The sequence below is a fragment of the Kribbella rubisoli genome, assembly GCF_004217145.1.
GTDB lineage: Bacteria > Actinomycetota > Actinomycetes > Propionibacteriales > Kribbellaceae > Kribbella > Kribbella rubisoli.
This window is the reverse complement of sequence record NZ_SHKR01000002.1, coordinates 72,367-88,069: the sequence shown is the minus strand read 5'-3', so window position 1 is coordinate 88,069 and position 15,703 is coordinate 72,367. Positions and strand designations below refer to the sequence as shown.

18 protein-coding genes are annotated in these 15,703 nt (G+C 67.5%); 11 read left to right on the top strand and 7 right to left on the bottom strand.

The features are described from left to right. Positions 1 to 15 precede the first annotated feature (15 nt). Positions 16 to 471 carry a MarR family winged helix-turn-helix transcriptional regulator gene (locus EV645_RS01380; protein ID WP_157996987.1) on the bottom strand — a complete coding sequence of 152 codons (456 nt, stop codon included), beginning with the start codon at positions 469 to 471 and terminating at the stop codon, positions 16 to 18. A 71-nt stretch (positions 472 to 542) separates the two neighbouring features. Between EV645_RS01380 and EV645_RS01375 the strand changes: the two genes are divergently transcribed. From EV645_RS01375 to EV645_RS01345, 7 genes are all read left to right on the top strand, one after another. After that, entirely contained in the window at positions 543 to 962 is a 420-nt protein-coding gene (locus tag EV645_RS01375) for a PPOX class F420-dependent oxidoreductase (protein WP_130438876.1), read from the top strand. After that, on the top strand, positions 959 to 1,417 hold the full coding sequence (locus EV645_RS01370; RefSeq protein WP_130438874.1) for a nitroreductase/quinone reductase family protein: 459 nt from the start codon (positions 959 to 961) through the stop codon (positions 1,415 to 1,417). Before EV645_RS01375 ends, EV645_RS01370 begins: the two co-directional genes overlap by 4 nt. Before the next feature lie 103 nt (positions 1,418 to 1,520). Continuing rightward, positions 1,521 to 2,564, top strand: coding sequence for a LacI family DNA-binding transcriptional regulator (locus tag EV645_RS01365; RefSeq protein ID WP_130438872.1), 1,044 nt, complete (start codon positions 1,521 to 1,523; stop codon positions 2,562 to 2,564). 106 nt (positions 2,565 to 2,670) lie between these two features. After that, the gene (locus tag EV645_RS01360) at positions 2,671 to 4,044 is read left to right on the top strand and encodes an extracellular solute-binding protein (RefSeq protein WP_198681411.1); all 1,374 of its coding nucleotides are present in this window, start codon (positions 2,671 to 2,673) and stop codon (positions 4,042 to 4,044) included. Beyond that, positions 4,041 to 4,988, top strand: coding sequence for a carbohydrate ABC transporter permease (locus EV645_RS01355; RefSeq protein ID WP_130438870.1), 948 nt, complete (start codon positions 4,041 to 4,043; stop codon positions 4,986 to 4,988). The genes EV645_RS01360 and EV645_RS01355 overlap by 4 nt, the downstream gene beginning before the upstream one ends. Continuing rightward, positions 4,985 to 5,836, top strand: a complete 852-nt coding sequence (locus tag EV645_RS01350; RefSeq protein ID WP_198681410.1) for a carbohydrate ABC transporter permease — start codon at positions 4,985 to 4,987, stop codon at positions 5,834 to 5,836. The genes EV645_RS01355 and EV645_RS01350 overlap by 4 nt, the downstream gene beginning before the upstream one ends. 24 nt (positions 5,837 to 5,860) lie before the next feature. Then, positions 5,861 to 7,906, top strand: a complete 2,046-nt coding sequence (locus EV645_RS01345; RefSeq protein ID WP_198681409.1) for a beta-galactosidase — start codon at positions 5,861 to 5,863, stop codon at positions 7,904 to 7,906. Here EV645_RS01345 and EV645_RS01340 read toward each other — a convergent pair. Continuing rightward, positions 7,900 to 8,415, bottom strand: a complete 516-nt coding sequence (locus tag EV645_RS01340; protein ID WP_130438868.1) for a COG4315 family predicted lipoprotein — start codon at positions 8,413 to 8,415, stop codon at positions 7,900 to 7,902. The genes EV645_RS01345 and EV645_RS01340 overlap by 7 nt on opposite strands. An 87-nt stretch (positions 8,416 to 8,502) precedes the next feature. Here EV645_RS01340 and EV645_RS01335 point away from each other — a divergent pair, with 87 nt between their 5' ends. Genes EV645_RS01335 through EV645_RS01325 form a run of 3 tightly spaced genes read left to right on the top strand, consistent with a single transcriptional unit; the run spans position 8,503 to position 9,989 of the window. Beyond that, positions 8,503 to 9,006 carry a sigma-70 family RNA polymerase sigma factor gene (locus tag EV645_RS01335; RefSeq protein WP_130438866.1) on the top strand — a complete coding sequence of 168 codons (504 nt, stop codon included), beginning with the start codon at positions 8,503 to 8,505 and terminating at the stop codon, positions 9,004 to 9,006. Then, on the top strand, positions 9,003 to 9,614 hold the full coding sequence (locus EV645_RS01330; protein ID WP_130438864.1) for an anti-sigma factor family protein: 612 nt from the start codon (positions 9,003 to 9,005) through the stop codon (positions 9,612 to 9,614). Before EV645_RS01335 ends, EV645_RS01330 begins: the two co-directional genes overlap by 4 nt. A 15-nt stretch (positions 9,615 to 9,629) precedes the next feature. Further along, a complete protein-coding gene (locus EV645_RS01325; protein WP_242000135.1) occupies positions 9,630 to 9,989 on the top strand; it encodes a DUF4345 domain-containing protein in 360 nt (119 codons plus the stop codon). 1 nt (position 9,990) lies between these two features. Here the strand turns inward: EV645_RS01325 and EV645_RS01320 are convergent, their stop codons facing one another. From EV645_RS01320 to EV645_RS01305, 4 genes are all read right to left on the bottom strand, one after another. Next, positions 9,991 to 11,199: a hypothetical protein gene (locus tag EV645_RS01320; RefSeq protein WP_130438862.1), complete on the bottom strand. Its 1,209-nt coding sequence runs from the start codon at positions 11,197 to 11,199 to the stop codon at positions 9,991 to 9,993. A gap of 1 nt (position 11,200) precedes the next feature. Continuing rightward, on the bottom strand, positions 11,201 to 12,742 hold the full coding sequence (locus tag EV645_RS01315; RefSeq protein ID WP_130438860.1) for an alkaline phosphatase D family protein: 1,542 nt from the start codon (positions 12,740 to 12,742) through the stop codon (positions 11,201 to 11,203). 126 nt (positions 12,743 to 12,868) lie between these two features. Further along, the gene (locus EV645_RS01310; RefSeq protein WP_130438858.1) at positions 12,869 to 13,240 is read right to left on the bottom strand and encodes a DUF1304 family protein; all 372 of its coding nucleotides are present in this window, start codon (positions 13,238 to 13,240) and stop codon (positions 12,869 to 12,871) included. Next, positions 13,237 to 13,569, bottom strand: coding sequence for a cupin domain-containing protein (locus EV645_RS01305; protein ID WP_130438856.1), 333 nt, complete (start codon positions 13,567 to 13,569; stop codon positions 13,237 to 13,239). The genes EV645_RS01310 and EV645_RS01305 overlap by 4 nt, the downstream gene beginning before the upstream one ends. Positions 13,570 to 13,690: 121 nt before the next feature. On the opposite strand from EV645_RS01305, the gene EV645_RS01300 reads away from it, so the two are divergent. Then, positions 13,691 to 14,737, top strand: a complete 1,047-nt coding sequence (locus tag EV645_RS01300; RefSeq protein ID WP_130438854.1) for a helix-turn-helix transcriptional regulator — start codon at positions 13,691 to 13,693, stop codon at positions 14,735 to 14,737. Here EV645_RS01300 and EV645_RS01295 read toward each other — a convergent pair. Further along, positions 14,724 to 15,623: an AraC family transcriptional regulator gene (locus EV645_RS01295; RefSeq protein ID WP_130438852.1), complete on the bottom strand. Its 900-nt coding sequence runs from the start codon at positions 15,621 to 15,623 to the stop codon at positions 14,724 to 14,726. The two genes, EV645_RS01300 and EV645_RS01295, sit on opposite strands and share 14 nt — an antisense overlap. Between the last annotated feature and the right edge of the window lie 80 nt (positions 15,624 to 15,703).

The window sequence follows — 15,703 nt, the reverse complement described above, 5'->3', positions numbered from 1 at the left end:
CATCGGCTGGGACGCTCAGCAAGGGCCGGCGCCGGTGCGGCAGCTGGCGATGATGCCGGCCATCGTGGTGCTGAACTGCTCGCGATCTGCGGCAGTCAGGTCCGCCATCAGCCCATTCAGCGCCTCGCCGATGTCGGCGTGGAAGGCCTTCGCGGCCCGGCGACCCGCATCGGTGAGATTGACCTGGAGCGCCCGCCGATTGCCCGGGACCGCGGAACGCTCGGCCAGACCACGCTTCTCGGCCCGGTCCATCAGCCCGGTGAGCGCAGCCTTCTCGACGCCGAAGCACGCCGCCAACTCAGCCATCCCGCGCGGGCCGCTGAGCAGCACGCACAGCAGCTTGGCCTGAACGGGCGTCAGATCGTGCCGGTCGGAGACGCGCGCGTAGATGCTCTGCACCAGCCCGCTCAGCTGGATCAGATTGCCCGCCGCGTCCAGCTGCTCGACCGGAGCGATCTCCGTCTCACTCACAGCACCACGGTACAGGGCATGTATAGTCAACGATGCATACAGTTAAGGCCATTAACTATCGAGGAGAATCGATGGCTTTCAGCGACGAGGAACTCGAGTACCTGAAATCCCAGCGCATCGCGCGGCTCGCCACGGTCGGCTCCGACGGGCAGCCGGACGCCGTACCGGTCGGATTCGAGTACGACGGCACGCACCTCTACATCGGCGGCGTCGACCCGGTGCGGACGCGGAAGTTCCGCAACGTGCGGGCCGGCAACACCAAGGTCGCCGTGATCCTCGACGACCTCCCGTCGACCGATCCGTGGGTCCCCCGCTACCTGCGGATCTACGGCGAGGCCGAACTGGTCGAACGCACCGGCCGCTTCGGCCCGGGCAGCTACCTGCGGATCAGGCCGACCACGTCCTGGAGCTTCAACCTCGAGGGCAAGCCCTTCACCTATGACGACACGGTCACCACGACCCGCACGGAGCATGAGACCGTAACGGGGTGAGCTTCGACAGCCGAGCCGGCACCCGTGGCGCTCGGCAGCCGAACGGCCGCGCCTGGCGCTTGCTGAACAAACTTGTGGCCCCTGTGATCCGCCGCCGGGGCGGCAGGGTGATCGGCATCGACATCTTGGTCCTGCACACGATCGGACGCAGGTCCGGTGAGGTACGGGTGACACCGGTCAGCTGGCTCCCGGCCGCCGACGGCAGCCGGCTGCTCATCGCCTCCGCAGCCGGCGCTCCGGGCAACCCGGCGTGGTACTACAACCTGGCCGCCCATCCCGACCAGGTCCGGATCGAGGTCGGCAACAAGACGATCGACGTCCGCGCCGAGCAACTCCACGGCGCCGCGCGGGCCGAAGAGTGGGAGCGAATCATCGCAATCGCCCCACGCTTCGCCGGCTATCAACAGAAGACCGACCGCGAACTCCCCATCATCAAACTGACCGAGCACGACTGAACAGTCGTCCGGATGCTGTGTTCCAGGTCACAGTCTGATCTCTGGGGATTGACTCTCTGACTACGTAGACACATTCTGACTACGCAGTCAGAGAGGAGGACACATGAGCGAGGCGAAGTCGAGCAGCAGCGGCCGGGCGCGGCGTCCTGGCAGTACGGACGTCGCGCGCCTCGCAGGTGTCTCCCAGAAGACCGTCTCCCGGGTCCTGAACGGCGAGCCGTACGTGAAGGAGGAGGTCCGGCTCCGGGTCCAGGCAGCCATGCGGGAGCTCGGATACCGCCGCAACGACGCCGCCAGGGCACTGAACTCCGGCAAGACCAAGCGGATCGGGGTGGTCTGCCTCGGTACGGCGCTGTTCGGTCCGTCGACCCAACTGGTGGCGGTCGAACGGGCGCTGCGGACGACCGGTTACTCGGTCACGATCGTGAACACCCTCGAAGGGGACACCATCGCCGACGCGGTCGAGCACCTGCTCGAGCAAGGTGTGGACGGGATCATCCTGTCCGAACCGATCGACGAGGGCGACGGCGTACCGATCGAGGCCGATCTCCCGGTGCTGAGCTTCGGCCGGTTGCCCGGCCTCAGCGCGAAGCCGAACCTGGTCACCGGCGGCGACAACGTAGGCGCCGGCCGGAGCGCGACCGAACACCTACTCGGCCTCGGGCACCGGACGGTCTGGCATGTCGCCGGCCCCCAGCGCTGGTGGGCCGCCCAGGACCGGCTGGCGGGCTGGCGCCAGGCGCTCGCGGCTGCCGGTGCGCCCGAACCCCCTGTGCTGGAAGGCGATTGGTTGCCTGCTTCCGGCTACGCCGCCGGCCGTGAACTGGCAGCGAATCCCGATGTCACCGCGATCTTCGTCGCCAACGACGACATGGCCATCGGAGTACTGCGTGCGCTCACCGAGGCCGGCCGTTCGGTCCCCGGGGATGTCAGCGTCGTCGGCTTCGACGACATCCCCTCCGCGGCGTTCCTGACGCCGCCCCTCACCACCGTCCCGCAGGATTTCGACGTCCACGTCGACCGCGGGATCGCGAACCTGGTCACCGAGATCGAGTCGCCTACCGGCGACCGCTCGCCGCTCCCGGAGCCACCACCGCTCCGGCTCGTCGTCCGCCACTCCACCGCCGCGCCGCATCCGGCCGGCTGATCGCCGCATTCACGTCCGGCGCGCTGAGCGCCGTACCCCTGTCAGGCATGCCGGCCGAGGCCCGTGCCCGGACACCGCCTTGTCACGACTCGAGGAGTTGTTCGCAGTGATCATCAACCGAATTCGCCGACGCACAGCCGTCGGAACCGCCCTCGCCCTCGCCGCCGCGCTGGCTCTGGCCGCCTGCGGTGGAGGTAGTGGGTCATCGTCCGGCAGCGCGAGCCAGGCGCAAGCCGTCAGCCAGTCCGACATCGACAAGGCCATGACCACACCGACCGATCTCACCTTCTGGACCTGGGTGCCGAACATCCAGAAGGAGGTCGACCTGTTCCAGAAGAAGTACCCGGCGATCAAGGTGAAGGTGGTCAATGCCGGCCAGGGCACACCGCAGTACACCAAGCTGCGCACGGCGCTCAAGGCCGGGACCGGTTTCCCCGACGCGGTCCAGATCGAGTTCCAGTACATCCCGACGTTCGCGCTCACCAAGAGCCTGCTGGACCTGCGCCCGTACGGCGCCGAGGCGCTCAAGGACCAGTTCGTGCCGTGGACCTGGCAGCAGGTGGTCGGGTCCGGCGGTCAGGTGTGGGCGGTTCCGCAGGACAGCGGGCCGATGGGGATGCTGTACCGCAAGGACATCTTCGACAAGTACGGCATCGCCGTACCGAAGACCTGGGACGAGTTCGCGGCGGCCGCCCGCAAACTGCACGCCGCGGACCCGAACGTGTCGATGACGAACCTCGCGCAGAGCCAGGCCGGAGTGTGGTTCGGGATGCTGTGGCAGGCCGGGGTGAAGCCGTTCGAGACGCCGAGCGCCGACTCGGTCAAGATCGACCTCAACGGCGACGGGTCCAAGAAGGTCGCCGACTACTGGAGCGGTCTGATCAAGGACGGCTCGGTCTCGGCCGACGCCGACTTCAACGACGCGTGGTACCAGGCGCTGAACCGGGGCAAGTACGCCACCTGGCTCACTGCCGCCTGGGGCCCGGTCTTCCTGGAGGGCAGCGCGAAGGCGACCAGCGGCAAGTGGCGAGCCGCGCCGCTCCCCCAGTGGGACGCCGGTAAGAACGTCTCCGGGAACTGGGGCGGCTCGACGACTGCCGTCGTCCAGGGCACGAAGAACCCGATCGCCGCGGCGAAGCTGGCCGAGTTCATCAACACCGATCCGGAGTCGGCCAAGATGTTCGCGACCCAGCAGTTCCTGTTCCCGGTCACGAAAGCACTGCTGGCAGACACCTCGTTCGTCGACCGGCCGCTGCCTTTCTACGGCGGCCAGCCGGTGAACAAGCTGTTCGCCGGGATCAGCGACACCGTGGACACGAAGTTCCAGTGGCCGCCGTTCCTGGATCAGACCGTCAGCGACTGGAACGAGACCGTCGGCAAGTCGTTCGCGAACAAGACCGACACCAGCTCGGCGCTCGATCAATGGCAGCAACGGACCACGAAGTACGCCCAGAACCAGGGCTTCAAGGTCGACCAATGAGTGTCGACACCGCCGATCGGCGGCTCGGGGCGCGGGCCCCGGGCCGCAGTCAGGGCCATCGGCAGCGACGGCACGGCGTGACCCACGGCCGGACCGGCTACCTGTTCGTGGCACCGTTCATGCTGGTGTTCGTCGCCATGCTGGTCCTCCCCCTCGCCTACGCGGCGTACCTCAGCCTCTTCCAGGAGCGGTTGATCGGCGGGACGGTCTTCGCCGGGATCGGCAACTACACCCGCGCTCTCACCGATCCTCGGCTCTTGCACGGCGTGGGCCGGGTCGCGTTGTTCTTCCTGATCCAGGTCCCGATCATGCTCGTGATCGCGCTGCTGGCGGCATTGGCCATCGACAGCGGCCTGCTGCGCGTCGCGAAGCTGTTCCGGTTGGGAATCTTCCTGCCGTACGCCGTGCCGAGCGTCGTCGCGGCACTCATGTGGGGCTATCTGTACGGCCGCGACTTCGGCCCGTTCGCCCAGCTCGCCGACAAGGTCGGGGCGGCCGCACCGAAGTTCCTCACCCCCGATTGGATGCTCGGCTCACTCGCGAACGTCGTCACCTGGGAGTTCACCGGCTACAACATGATCATCCTGTACGCCGCTCTGCGCGCGGTCCCGCACGACCTGTACGAGGCCGCGGCCGTCGACGGCGCGGGCGCGATCCGGACCGCGTGGAGCATCAAGATCCCGGCGCTGCGGCCCGCTCTCCTGATCTGCGTGATCTTCTCGGTCATCGGCAGCTTCCAGCTGTTCAACGAGCCCCAGCTGATGCAGCGGCTGGCGCCGAGTGTGATCGACAGCGGATATACGCCCAACCTCTACGCCTACACGCTCGCCTTCACCGGCCAGGAAGTGAACTACGCCGCCGCGGTCTCGTTCCTGCTCGGCGCGGTCATCGTCATCGCGTCCTACGCCGTCCTGTTCATCACCACCAGAAGGAGCCGAGCATGACCGGTCGCCGCAGCAACGCGCTGACCATCGCCATGGCGGTCCTGCTGATCTACTTCCTGCTACCGCTGTTCTGGCTGTTCGTCGCGTCTACCAAGACGGTCGGCGACCTGTTCTCGAGCTTCGGCCTGTGGTTCGCGCACGACATCTCCCTGTTCTCGAACATCAAACAGACCGTGACGAACGACGGATGGGTCTTCACCCGCTGGATGGGCAACACCGTCTTCTACGCGGTGGTGAGTGCCGGTGGGGCCGCGTTCCTGTGTGCTCTGGGCGGATACGGTTTCGCCAAGTACCGGTTCCGTGGGAACGCGGCGATGTTCGGGGCCGTGCTCGGCGCGATCATGGTGCCGACGACGGCCCTCGCGATCCCGACGTACCTGTTGTTCAGCAAGGCCGGGCTGGTGAACACGCCGCTGGCGATCATCCTGCCGTCGCTGGTGAGCCCGTTCGGGCTGTACCTGATGCGGATCTACGCGCAGGACGCCGTACCGGACGGCATCATCGAGGCGGCCCGGATCGACGGCGCCGGTGAGTTCCGGATCTTCTTCCAGGTCGCACTCCGGATGCTCGCGCCGGGCATTGTCACGGTGCTGCTGTTCACCCTGGTCGCAACCTGGAACAACTACTTCCTGCCGCTGATCATGCTCAACAACCCGGATCTGTATCCGATCACCGTGGGGCTGGCCGCGTGGTCGTCCCAGGCCAGCGCCGGCGGCGGCACGACCGGAGCCGTGCTCTCGCTGGTCATCACCGGCTCGTTCCTGTCCGTACTACCGCTGATCGCCGCCTTCCTCCTGCTGCAGCGGTACTGGCAGTCCGGGCTGGCGGCCGGCGGCGTCAAGGCCTGATTCCCTTCTATTATTGGAGAAACCGTGCACGAGCGGGTGCTTTTCGGAGCTGCGTACTATCACGAATACCAACCCCACGACCGCCTCGAGCGGGATCTCGACCTGATGGCCGCGGCGCGCTTCTCGGTGATCCGGGTCGGCGAGTCCGTCTGGTCGACCTGGGAGCCGGAGAACGGCCGCTTCGACCTCGACTGGCTGCAACCCGTCCTCGACGGCGCGCACCGGCGCGGTATCGCGGTCGTCCTCGGCACTCCGACGTACGCCGTGCCGCCGTGGCTGGTGCGGTTGTATCCGGAGATCACCGGCGAGCGGAAGACAGGTCAGCGGATCGGGTGGGGCGCGCGGCAGGAGATGGACTTCACCCACCCCGGCTACCGGTTCCACGCCGAGCGGGTGATCCGGAAGATCGCCGACCGGTACGCCGGGCATCCCGCCGTGATCGGGTTCCAGGTCGACAACGAACCGGGGAACGAGCTGCTCCACAACCACGGCGTCTTCCAGCGCTTCGTGGACAGCCTCCGGCACAAGTACGGCGACGTCCAGAGCCTGAACGAGGCCTGGGGCCTCGTCTACTGGTCGCACCGCCTGTCGGACTGGGCCGACCTGTGGACTCCCGATGGCAACGTCCAGCCGCAGTACGACGTGGCGTGGCGGCAGTTCCAGGCAGATCAGACAACGGAGTTCATCGGCTGGCAGGCTGACATCGTCCGCGAGTACTCGCGGACGGACCAGTTCGTCACCACGTGCATCGCCTACGACCGCCCGGCCGTCGCCGACGACGAGCTGGTACGGCGTCTGGACGTCACCACCGGCAACGCGTACTACGCGATGCAGGACGGCCTGCTGCACCCACCTCACGGTCCGGCGCGGCAGGGCTGGACCACTACTGGCACCTGGGCGCTCTACCTCAGTGCAGACCGGATGTATTCGTCCCAGCAGCAGCCGTTTCTCGTCACGGAGACCAACGCGCAGTCCATCGGGTCCCCGTGGAGCAACCATCCGGCGTACGACGGCCAGTGGCGCCAGGCAGCATGGGCCCTGGTGTCTCGTGGCGCCAGGATGATCGAGTACTGGCACTGGCACACGCTGCACTTCGGTGCCGAGACCTATTGGGGTGGAGTCCTTCCCCACAGTGGCGAACCGGGGCGGGTCTACCGGGAGATCGCACAGCTGGGTGCGGAGTTCGAAGCCGCCGGCTCATTGGTTGCCGGCATCACCCCGGACAATGACGTGACGATGCTGTACTCGCTGCCCAGCAAGTGGCTGATGCAGAAGTACCCGGCGCTCGCGCAGGAGGACGGCAGCCCGGACGAACGCTCGTACGACGGCTTCTTCGATCCCTTCTATCGTGGGGCTTTCGACGCCGGCCTCCAGGTCCGCATCCTGCACACGAGTCAGTTCACGGGGTCGGTCGAGGAGCACCCGATTCTCGTCGTACCTGCGCTCTATCTGGCCGACGACGACCTGCTGGACCGGTTGGTCGCGTACGCCGAAGCCGGCGGGCACCTGGTCGTCGGACCGCGCACGGCGTACGCCGACCACGAAGCGCGAGTCCGCACCGACGTCCAGCCCGCCAGGCTGTCGGCCGCAGCCGGTGTCCGGTACGACGAGTACAGCAATCTCGACGCAGACCTGTCCGTTCAGGGTGCCGGCCTGGAGCTCGGGGACGACGCAGCCGCAACTCGCTGGGTAGACGGGCTTCAGCTCGACGGCGCCGAGGTACTGGTCGGCTATGACGATCCACACTTCGCCAGATGGCCGGCGATCACCACACGGGCCTACGGATCCGGCCGGATCACGTACGTCGGCACAGTTCCCAATCCGGCACTCGCCGCAGACCTGTTCCGGTGGATCAAGCCCGACTCATGGTCCGAGCGGCCGAGCAGTGTGACCGTGACGTCCGCGACCGCTGCGGACGGACGGCGGCTCCGGTTCGTCCACAACTGGTCGTGGGACAGTGTCGACCTCAAGATCCCCGGTCCGGCCCGCGACGTGCTCGCGGACCGGCCCACGAACGGCAAGCTCGAGCTCGGGCCGTGGGATGTTCGCGTCCTGGTCGAGGATCAGTAGCCGTAGCCGCCGCCACCGCCGGATGAGCTGGACGGAGCCTGGGTGGGCGCCGCTGCCGTAGTGGCAGCGGCGTGCCAGGTGAAGCTCGTGCCGGAGAAGGAATCGGTGACGTTGTTGCCTTGGGCCTTGCCGGCGCCGGTGTCGAGTTTGAAGGTGTAGAGCGGCTTGCCCTGGAAGGTCAGCTGGTCGGCGCCGGTGTCGGAGCGCTTCGTGACGGCCAGGCCGGTCACCGACTTCGCGTCGGCGGCGGTACCTGTGGCCGGCATCCAGAAGCTCAGGCAGTTGCCGGTGCACTTGATCATCCCGCCGGCCTCCTGGTCGGCGAAGTACAGCGTCTTCCCGGACGAGTCGACCAGCGTCTGGCCGACTCCGCTCACGTTCTGGACCGATACCGCAGCCCCGGCAGCAGCTCCGCCGGTGCTTGTCTGAGCGGTGTTGTTGCCTCCGCACGCGGCCAGCGTTCCAACCGCGGCCACGGTTGCTCCTAGCAACAATACTGTGGTTTTCATCAATAGCTCCTTTCACCATCAGATACGCAGAACAGCGCCGACCGGTTCAGTTGAACCTTCTACGGCTCCTGTGCGTAGTTCCGAGGTGTGGATGACGACACGGTGATCCGCGCGTTGTACGACAGGTACCGGCGGCCGCTCTACAGCTATGTCCTGCGCTCGGTGGGCGGCGACCGTCAGTACGCCGAGGACATCGTGCAGGAGACTATGGCGCGGGCCTGGACGCACGCGTCGGAACTGGACCCGGACCGGGCCGGCCGCTGGCTGTTCACGGTCGCCCGCAACCTGGTGATCTCCGGTCACCGCAAGCAGGCGGCCCGGGTGACCGAAGTACCGATCGACGATCGTGAGTTCGCGGCGCTCGGCGACGACATCGATCACGTGCTGCAGGTTTGGCAGGTGATCGATGTCATGCGCGGGCTGAGCCACGACCACCGGCAGGTGATCGTGGAGCTGTTCTACAAGCGGCGGACCGTCAACGAGGCGGCGGCGGTCCTCGGCGTACCGCCGGGGACGGTGAAGTCGCGGAGCTACTACGCGCTGCACGCCCTCCGTGCGGCGCTGGAGGAACGGGGAGTGACCGGCTCATGACGTGCCCGGAGTCGATGTCGATCGGTGCCTACGTCCTCGGTGCGCTGGAGACGTCCGAACGTCGTGCGACCGAGGAGCACCTCGCGACCTGTGCGACCTGCCGCGAGACGCTGCTGCAGTTCGCCCACCTCCCCGGCCTCCTGCACGCCATACCGGTCGAAGACATCGAGACGGAGGAACCAGAGCCTGCACCACTGATGCTCACAAAGAAGAGGCGGCCAAGGCGTCGGCGCTGGGTGCTGGCGGCCGCGTCGGCAGCCATGGTTAGCGGTGTGGTCGGCTGGGGTCTGATGTCTGCTCCGGCGTCGGCTACGTGGACTGCGACGGACGGAGTCGGCGGCATAGACACGACTGCCAAGCTGACCAGTCACGGCTGGGGTACGGACATCCAGCTGAAGATGAAGGACCTGCAGCCGTACGAGCACTGCATGCTCGTCGTTCGCAGTCGCAACGGCACCACCGAGACAGCCGGCTGGTGGGCTGCGAACGGCCGCGACCAGGCACAGGTGCCAGCCAGTACGTCGATCCCGCTGCGGGACATCACCAGCCTCCAGGTGGTGACCTCTGCCGACGCAGTACTCGCCACCATCACCCCAACCACCAACTGAAGTAGCCTTCGGCAAGTGATCGGGATCATCGTCGTTGCTGTCTTCTTCGCCGGCATGGGGATCTACGGACTCGCCGCACCCGCCGCATTGGTGCGGCCGTTCGGGATCCAGATCAGCGGGCCGCACGCGCGCAGCGAAGTACGGGCCGTGTACGGCGGATTCGGGCTGGCCGTCGCCGCACTGCTCGTCGTCGCGGTAATCGACGACGGGATCCGCCGCGGCGCGGTGATCGCGGTCGCGGTTGCGCTGGCGGGGATGGCGGCCGGCCGGTTGGTCGGTCGGGTGTTCGACCGGCCGGCCGCCTTCTATCCGATCTGGTTCTACTTCTGGGTCGAGGTCGTGCTGGCCGCGATCCTGTGGTTCGCGGTCAACTGAATCACCAACTGTTGTTGGAGATCCCGGTGCCCAGGATGACCTGGTCGTAGGTGTTGCCGTCGTTGTCGTCGGTGTAGGCCACAGCAACTTCGGCGTACGGCGAGACCGCAACCGTCATCTGCTCCTGCCGACCGGCGGTTGCCGAGCTGAGCTGCTGCGGTGACAGTCGTCCCGTGTCGGTGCCGTCCGTCCCGAAGCCACGGATCCACACATCGAGATCAGTGGCCTGGACCGTCCAGCCCACCACGGTCTGCGCTTGGTCGTCGATCCCGATCGACGGCGCAGTGCCCGCAGCCGTTGCCTGTACGTCGGCATAGCGGGCCGTGCCCGCTGAGTCGAACGAGCGCGTGCTGAGCGCCGTACCTGATTGCCATGCGACCGCGAAGTCGCCGTTGAAGTTGGCTGCGACAGCTGCGTGCGTCTGCTGGCCCGTCGTCGTCGCGTTGGCGACGCGGCGGGACAGACTGGCGGCGCCGTTGGTCCGGCCCAAGCGGATCAGTCCGATGTTGTAGTCACCGTTGGCGTCGCCGTCCTCGTCCCAGACGACTACGGCGTCGCCGGACGCCGACACGGCCACGTCCGGGTTGTGGTGCTGGCCGGTCGTCTGCGAGGCGGTGACCTCCCAGGCGCGAGTGGTCGGTCCCGTGTAGCCGGCTGCCTTCACGGTGGCCGGCGTACCGGTCTGGATGTCCTCCCACACCACAGAGAACGCGACTGCTGCAGTGGACGGCGCGCCATCCGGGTCCACAGCGACCCGCGGGTTGATCTGCTGGCCGGTGGCGCTCGTGTTGGCGTTGCCAGTCGCTGTCACGGTGCCAGCAGTGTTCAGGACGCGGTACGGGATGTTGTAGAACCCGTTGCCGTCCGGGTCGTCCTGCCACACCACGACTGCATTGCCGTTGTCGTCCAGACCGACGTCCGGGTGCAGGTGTCGCCAGGTGGTCACTCCGCTGTCGCCACCGGCGGAGAGCTTCTTCTCGTACACAGCTGTGCCGTTGTGGAACAGCCGCACCCAGATATCGCTGTGGACGTTGTCGGTCGCGTTGTCGGTGTCGCGGTCGTCCTCCCACGCCACAGCGACGTACCCGTTCCGGTTGATCGCAACGGACGCGTTGTCCTGATCGCCGGTGGCCACGCTGTTGGCGGTCGTCCAGGTCGGTGTAGCGACGTGAGCGACGGCCGCAATCATCAGTACTGCAAGGGTTTTCATCTCACACCGCCTGCAATCCGGGCCGGCCCTCTTCGATGACGAACGACTTCGCGGTCGCAGCAGCGGCGCCGTGCTCGGACACCTTTGCCACGTTGCGGAAGTCGGCTCGCATCTCGGTCGGGCTGACCGTCGCGCGGATGTACCCGCGCCGGTTGCTGTAGAACTTCAGCCACGGGTTCGTCCCGGCGTCCGGCACCGCTGTGGTCGCGTCGCCGTCACCGCTCGAGGTGACCGAGCTGGTGACGAGCTCGGTGCCGATGGTCGCCGAGTTCGCGTTGTTGTAGTCGGCCTTGAGGTCGTTCGCCCACGCCCGGTGGACATCTCCGGTGAGTACGACGGGATTGCGGACCGACCGATCCACCCAGCCCTGCTGGATCCGCGCCCGCGAAGCGCGGTACCCGTCCCAGGAGTCCATGCTGGCACCGGTCGAGTTGAACCGGCGGGCGAAGAACACCTGCTGGCCGATGATGTCCCACGTACCCAGGTGCTGCCCCAGACCGTCCAGCAGCCACGTCTCCTGCGGGTTGCCGGGCAGACTGCGGGTGGCGAGATCGGCGTCCGAGCAGACCTTCCAGCCGTCACCACATGCCTGGTCATTGCGGTACTGCCGGGTGTCGAGCATGTGGAACGTCGCCAGACTCCCCCACCGCAGCCGCCGGTACAGCTGGATGCTGTTGCCGCTGTTCACCTGAGCAGGCCGCAGCGGCATGTTCTCGTAGTACGCCTGGTACGCCGCCGAACGCCGCGCGGTCCACTGCGCCGCAGTCAGCGCAGGCGTGTTGTTCTCGCGCACGGTGCCGGCGTAGTTGTTCTCCACCTCATGGTCATCAGGTACGACGATCCACGGCGCCACCGCGTGCGCAGCCTGCAGGTCCGGGTCCGTCTTGTACTGCGCGTACCGGCGGCGGTAGTCCGCGAGCGACACGATCTCGTTGCCGAGGTGGAGACGCGGGCGGCCCGTCGTCGGACCGTACTCGTAGATGTAGTCGCCGAGGTGCAGGATGACGCCCGGGTTCTCCTCGGCCATCCGGCGGTAGACGGTGAAGTAGCCCTCCTCGTAGTGCGAGCAGGAAGTGAAGGCCATCACCAGGTCGCGTCCGGCGGCACCGATGGCCGGAGTGGTGCGGGTCCGGCCGACGGGCGAGATGTAGCCCTGGGCACGGAATCGGTAGAAGTAGTCGGAGTCCGGATTGAGGCCGCCGGCGATGGCGTGCACCGAGTGGGCGGCGGCGTACTTGGCAGTGACTGTGCCGGTGGCGACCAGCGTGCTGAAGGTGTCGGTGGTCGACACCTGCCAGTCCACGGCGACGTCGGCGTTCGCCATCCCGCCCTGGCCGTCGGCGTTGGTCGGCGACGGGGCCAGGCGGGTCCACAGTACGACGCTGCTCGCGTCCGGCTCACCCGAGGCGATGCCGAGCTGGAACGGGTACGGGACGGCGGCGGTAGCGGTGATCACGGACGACTGGGCGGCAGCCGGGAGGGCGCCGACACCAGCCGCGGCGAGTCCGCCGAGAACAAGGGTCCTGCGACTGATTGGGCTCATGAGCCTCACCTTCACGGGTACTCAGGCCGGCAGGCCCCCGGAATAGCCGAACGCTCGGTGACCATCCGGGAACCTTGAGTGTGTGCGGTGTTTCATGCCCATGATTGCGCAAGGTTCGTAACTTTCCTACAGCATGAGGATGAGCAAAACCGCGGCAGGAATGCCTTCCATGAGCGCGTTCAGCCACAACCGCCGCTCCGACACGACCAGGACGACGGCCATGCACGTGTGCTGCGCCGCGGTGAAGGTCACCAGCGCCCCGCCCGCCGACTCGTGGCCGTTGGCCGCGAGGATCACGCCGATCACCAGCGCGGCCGCGGTCGACAGGTTGTACCAGCCCATGTTCACGGTCCACATCCGGACCGCGTCGAGGTCCTCGCGCTTGGTCAGGAACAGCGGATAGAGCTTGGGATGCCGGTACAGGATCGCCTCCATCACGAACACCCCGACGAGCACAACGGCGATGAAGATCGCCAGCACCTGCGCCGCCGTACTCATGAGAAGGCCCTGACAGTGAGGAACTTCGCGGCCGGCGTCAGGACCGTGAAGGTGTTGAGGGTGCCGACCGGGATGCTGATCGACGAGCCCGGGCCGAGGTCGTAACCCTGGTCGCCGGCCTGGACGAGGATCCGGCCGTGCAGAACGTAGAACGCCTTGCTGCACGGCTCGGTCCGCGGCGGAGCCGGTTCGCCGCGCGCTGCGTCGACCTCGAACAGCTCGTACTGCCCGTCGGTGTGTTCGGCGCCGATCTTGACGGTCACGGTCGCATCCGGAGCGGCGTGCTCGACCCCGCTGCCGGCGTTGCTCAGATGCACTGATTCGGTCATGGCTGCGACGGTAGGAAGTGGTGAAGCCGGCCGAAATCCCGTCCGCCTGGGCTCAGGACCTGACCGGGATCCCCACATTTCCGGGATAGGCGGCCCCGGTACGGCGGCGCATACTGAGCGCATGTGGGAGGGCCGGGCGCGGGCCGCGCGCCGGGACATCGCGGCACTGGCGACGTCGGGGATGGGCGTCGTCGAACTGCACGCGGCCGCGATCGAGGTGGTCGAGCGGGTCGTCGGCAGCGAGCTGACCTGCTGGGCCGGCCTGGATCCGGCCACGCTGGTGATGAGTTCGATGACCAGCGGGCAGGCCCGCATCCCCTCGGAGTACGAGCCGCGGCTGGCCGAGACGGAGTACGTCGGATCGGTGCCGAACTCGTTCGCCGAACTGGCCCGCAACGATCGCCGGGTCGCGCGGATGTCCGACCTGCCGTATCGCGAAGTCGTCGGGCACCGGCGGCTGAACGAGGTGTGGCGGCCGCTCGGGATCGAGCACGAGGTGCGGACCACGTTCACTGTCGACGGCGACTGCTGGGGTGCGGCCGGGTTCGTGCGGAGTGGCTCGGACTTCAGCGATCGCGAGGTGGAGTTCCTCGGGTCGGTGGCGCCGGTGATCGGCGCGGCGACGCGGGTCGCCGTACGGACGGATGCGCACGGGTACCGCGGAGGGGTCGGCCCGTCGATCGTCGTCACCGGCCCGAACGGCGAACCTCGGGCGATCACCGCGGCCGCGCAGACCTGGCAGGACGAGCTGAACGAGATCGCGCCCGGGCGGTTCGACGTACTGCTCCGCGCGGTAGTCACGGGCACGCGGGTGGCTGGGACCTTCCAGGCGCGGGTCCAGACGGCCTCGGGCGGATGGGTTGTCTTGCAGGGCAGCCGTCTGCTCGGGGACAACGACGACGAGGTCGTGGTCACGATCGAGCCGGCGTCCGGCCATCACCTGGTCGGGATGCTGCTGGCGGCGTACGGGCTGACCACGCGCGAGCGGGAGATCTGCCTGGAGATCATCTCCGGGCACACCACCACCGAGATCGCGGATCGACTGTCGATCTCGCCGCACACGATCCAGGACCACCTGAAGTCCGCATTCGCCAAGGTCGGCGTACGCAGTCGTGGCGAGCTGGTCGCGACGTTGCGCCCGGAGGATCTGACCGTCAGGCCGGCGTGAGCTGCTTGCGATACGTCCCCGGCGGTACGCCGAAGTCGCGCTTGAACGCCTTTGCGAACGCGAACTCCGAGGTGTAGCCGATCTCCTTCGCGACCGTGGCGAGCGGGCGATTGTGATCGCGCAACAGCCGTGCTGCCGTCGTCATCCGCCAGCGGGACAGGTACGTGAGCGGCGGCTCGCCGACCGCCTCGGTGAACCGGCGCGCGAACGCCGCCCGCGACAACCCGACATCGGCAGCAAGATCAGCAACCGTCCACGCGGCGCCAGGCTTCTCGTGGATCAGCTCGAGCGACTGCACGACCGCGGGATCGGTCAGCGCCCGCGCCCAGCCGCGATCCGTCGGGCAGTCGTTGTTCTCGAACCAGGCCCGCAGAATCAGGACGAGCAGCGCATCCACGAGCGCCGGGACGACGGCTGCCGCGCCGGGCCGCTGCGCGTCGAGCTCCTCCCCCAGGATGCTGATTGCCGTGTGCAACGTTCGGTGCCGGCCGGGATCCGCCGGCACGACGACCACGTCGGGCAGTTTGCTCAGCACCGGGTGGGGACGTTCGCGATCGAGCCGGTAGGTCCCGCACAGCAGCAGCGCGCGGGCGCCCTGACCGTGCGGCGGCTCTTCGACCGACGGATCGAAGTCGACGGTCGGAGAGTCCGGATGGTCGGCGAGTGTGTGCTGGACGCCGCGCGGCAGCAGTACGGCGTCGCCCGGTCCGAGCGGGATCGGGTCGCCGTCCGGCGGCAGCAACCACGCCGTACCCTGCAGGACCAGGTGGAACGTCGCGCCGAACGAGTGCCCGAACCGCAGTCCCCACGGGCCCCGGACGTCGGTGCGCCCGGACGTGGCAGGGCCGGTCTTCATCGCATCGACGACATCTGCGAGCACATCCATGTCTTTGATGATACGCGCAGCCGTCAAGACGATCGGATATAAATCCGCGCTCCATAGACATAGATCCGCTCACTGATGCT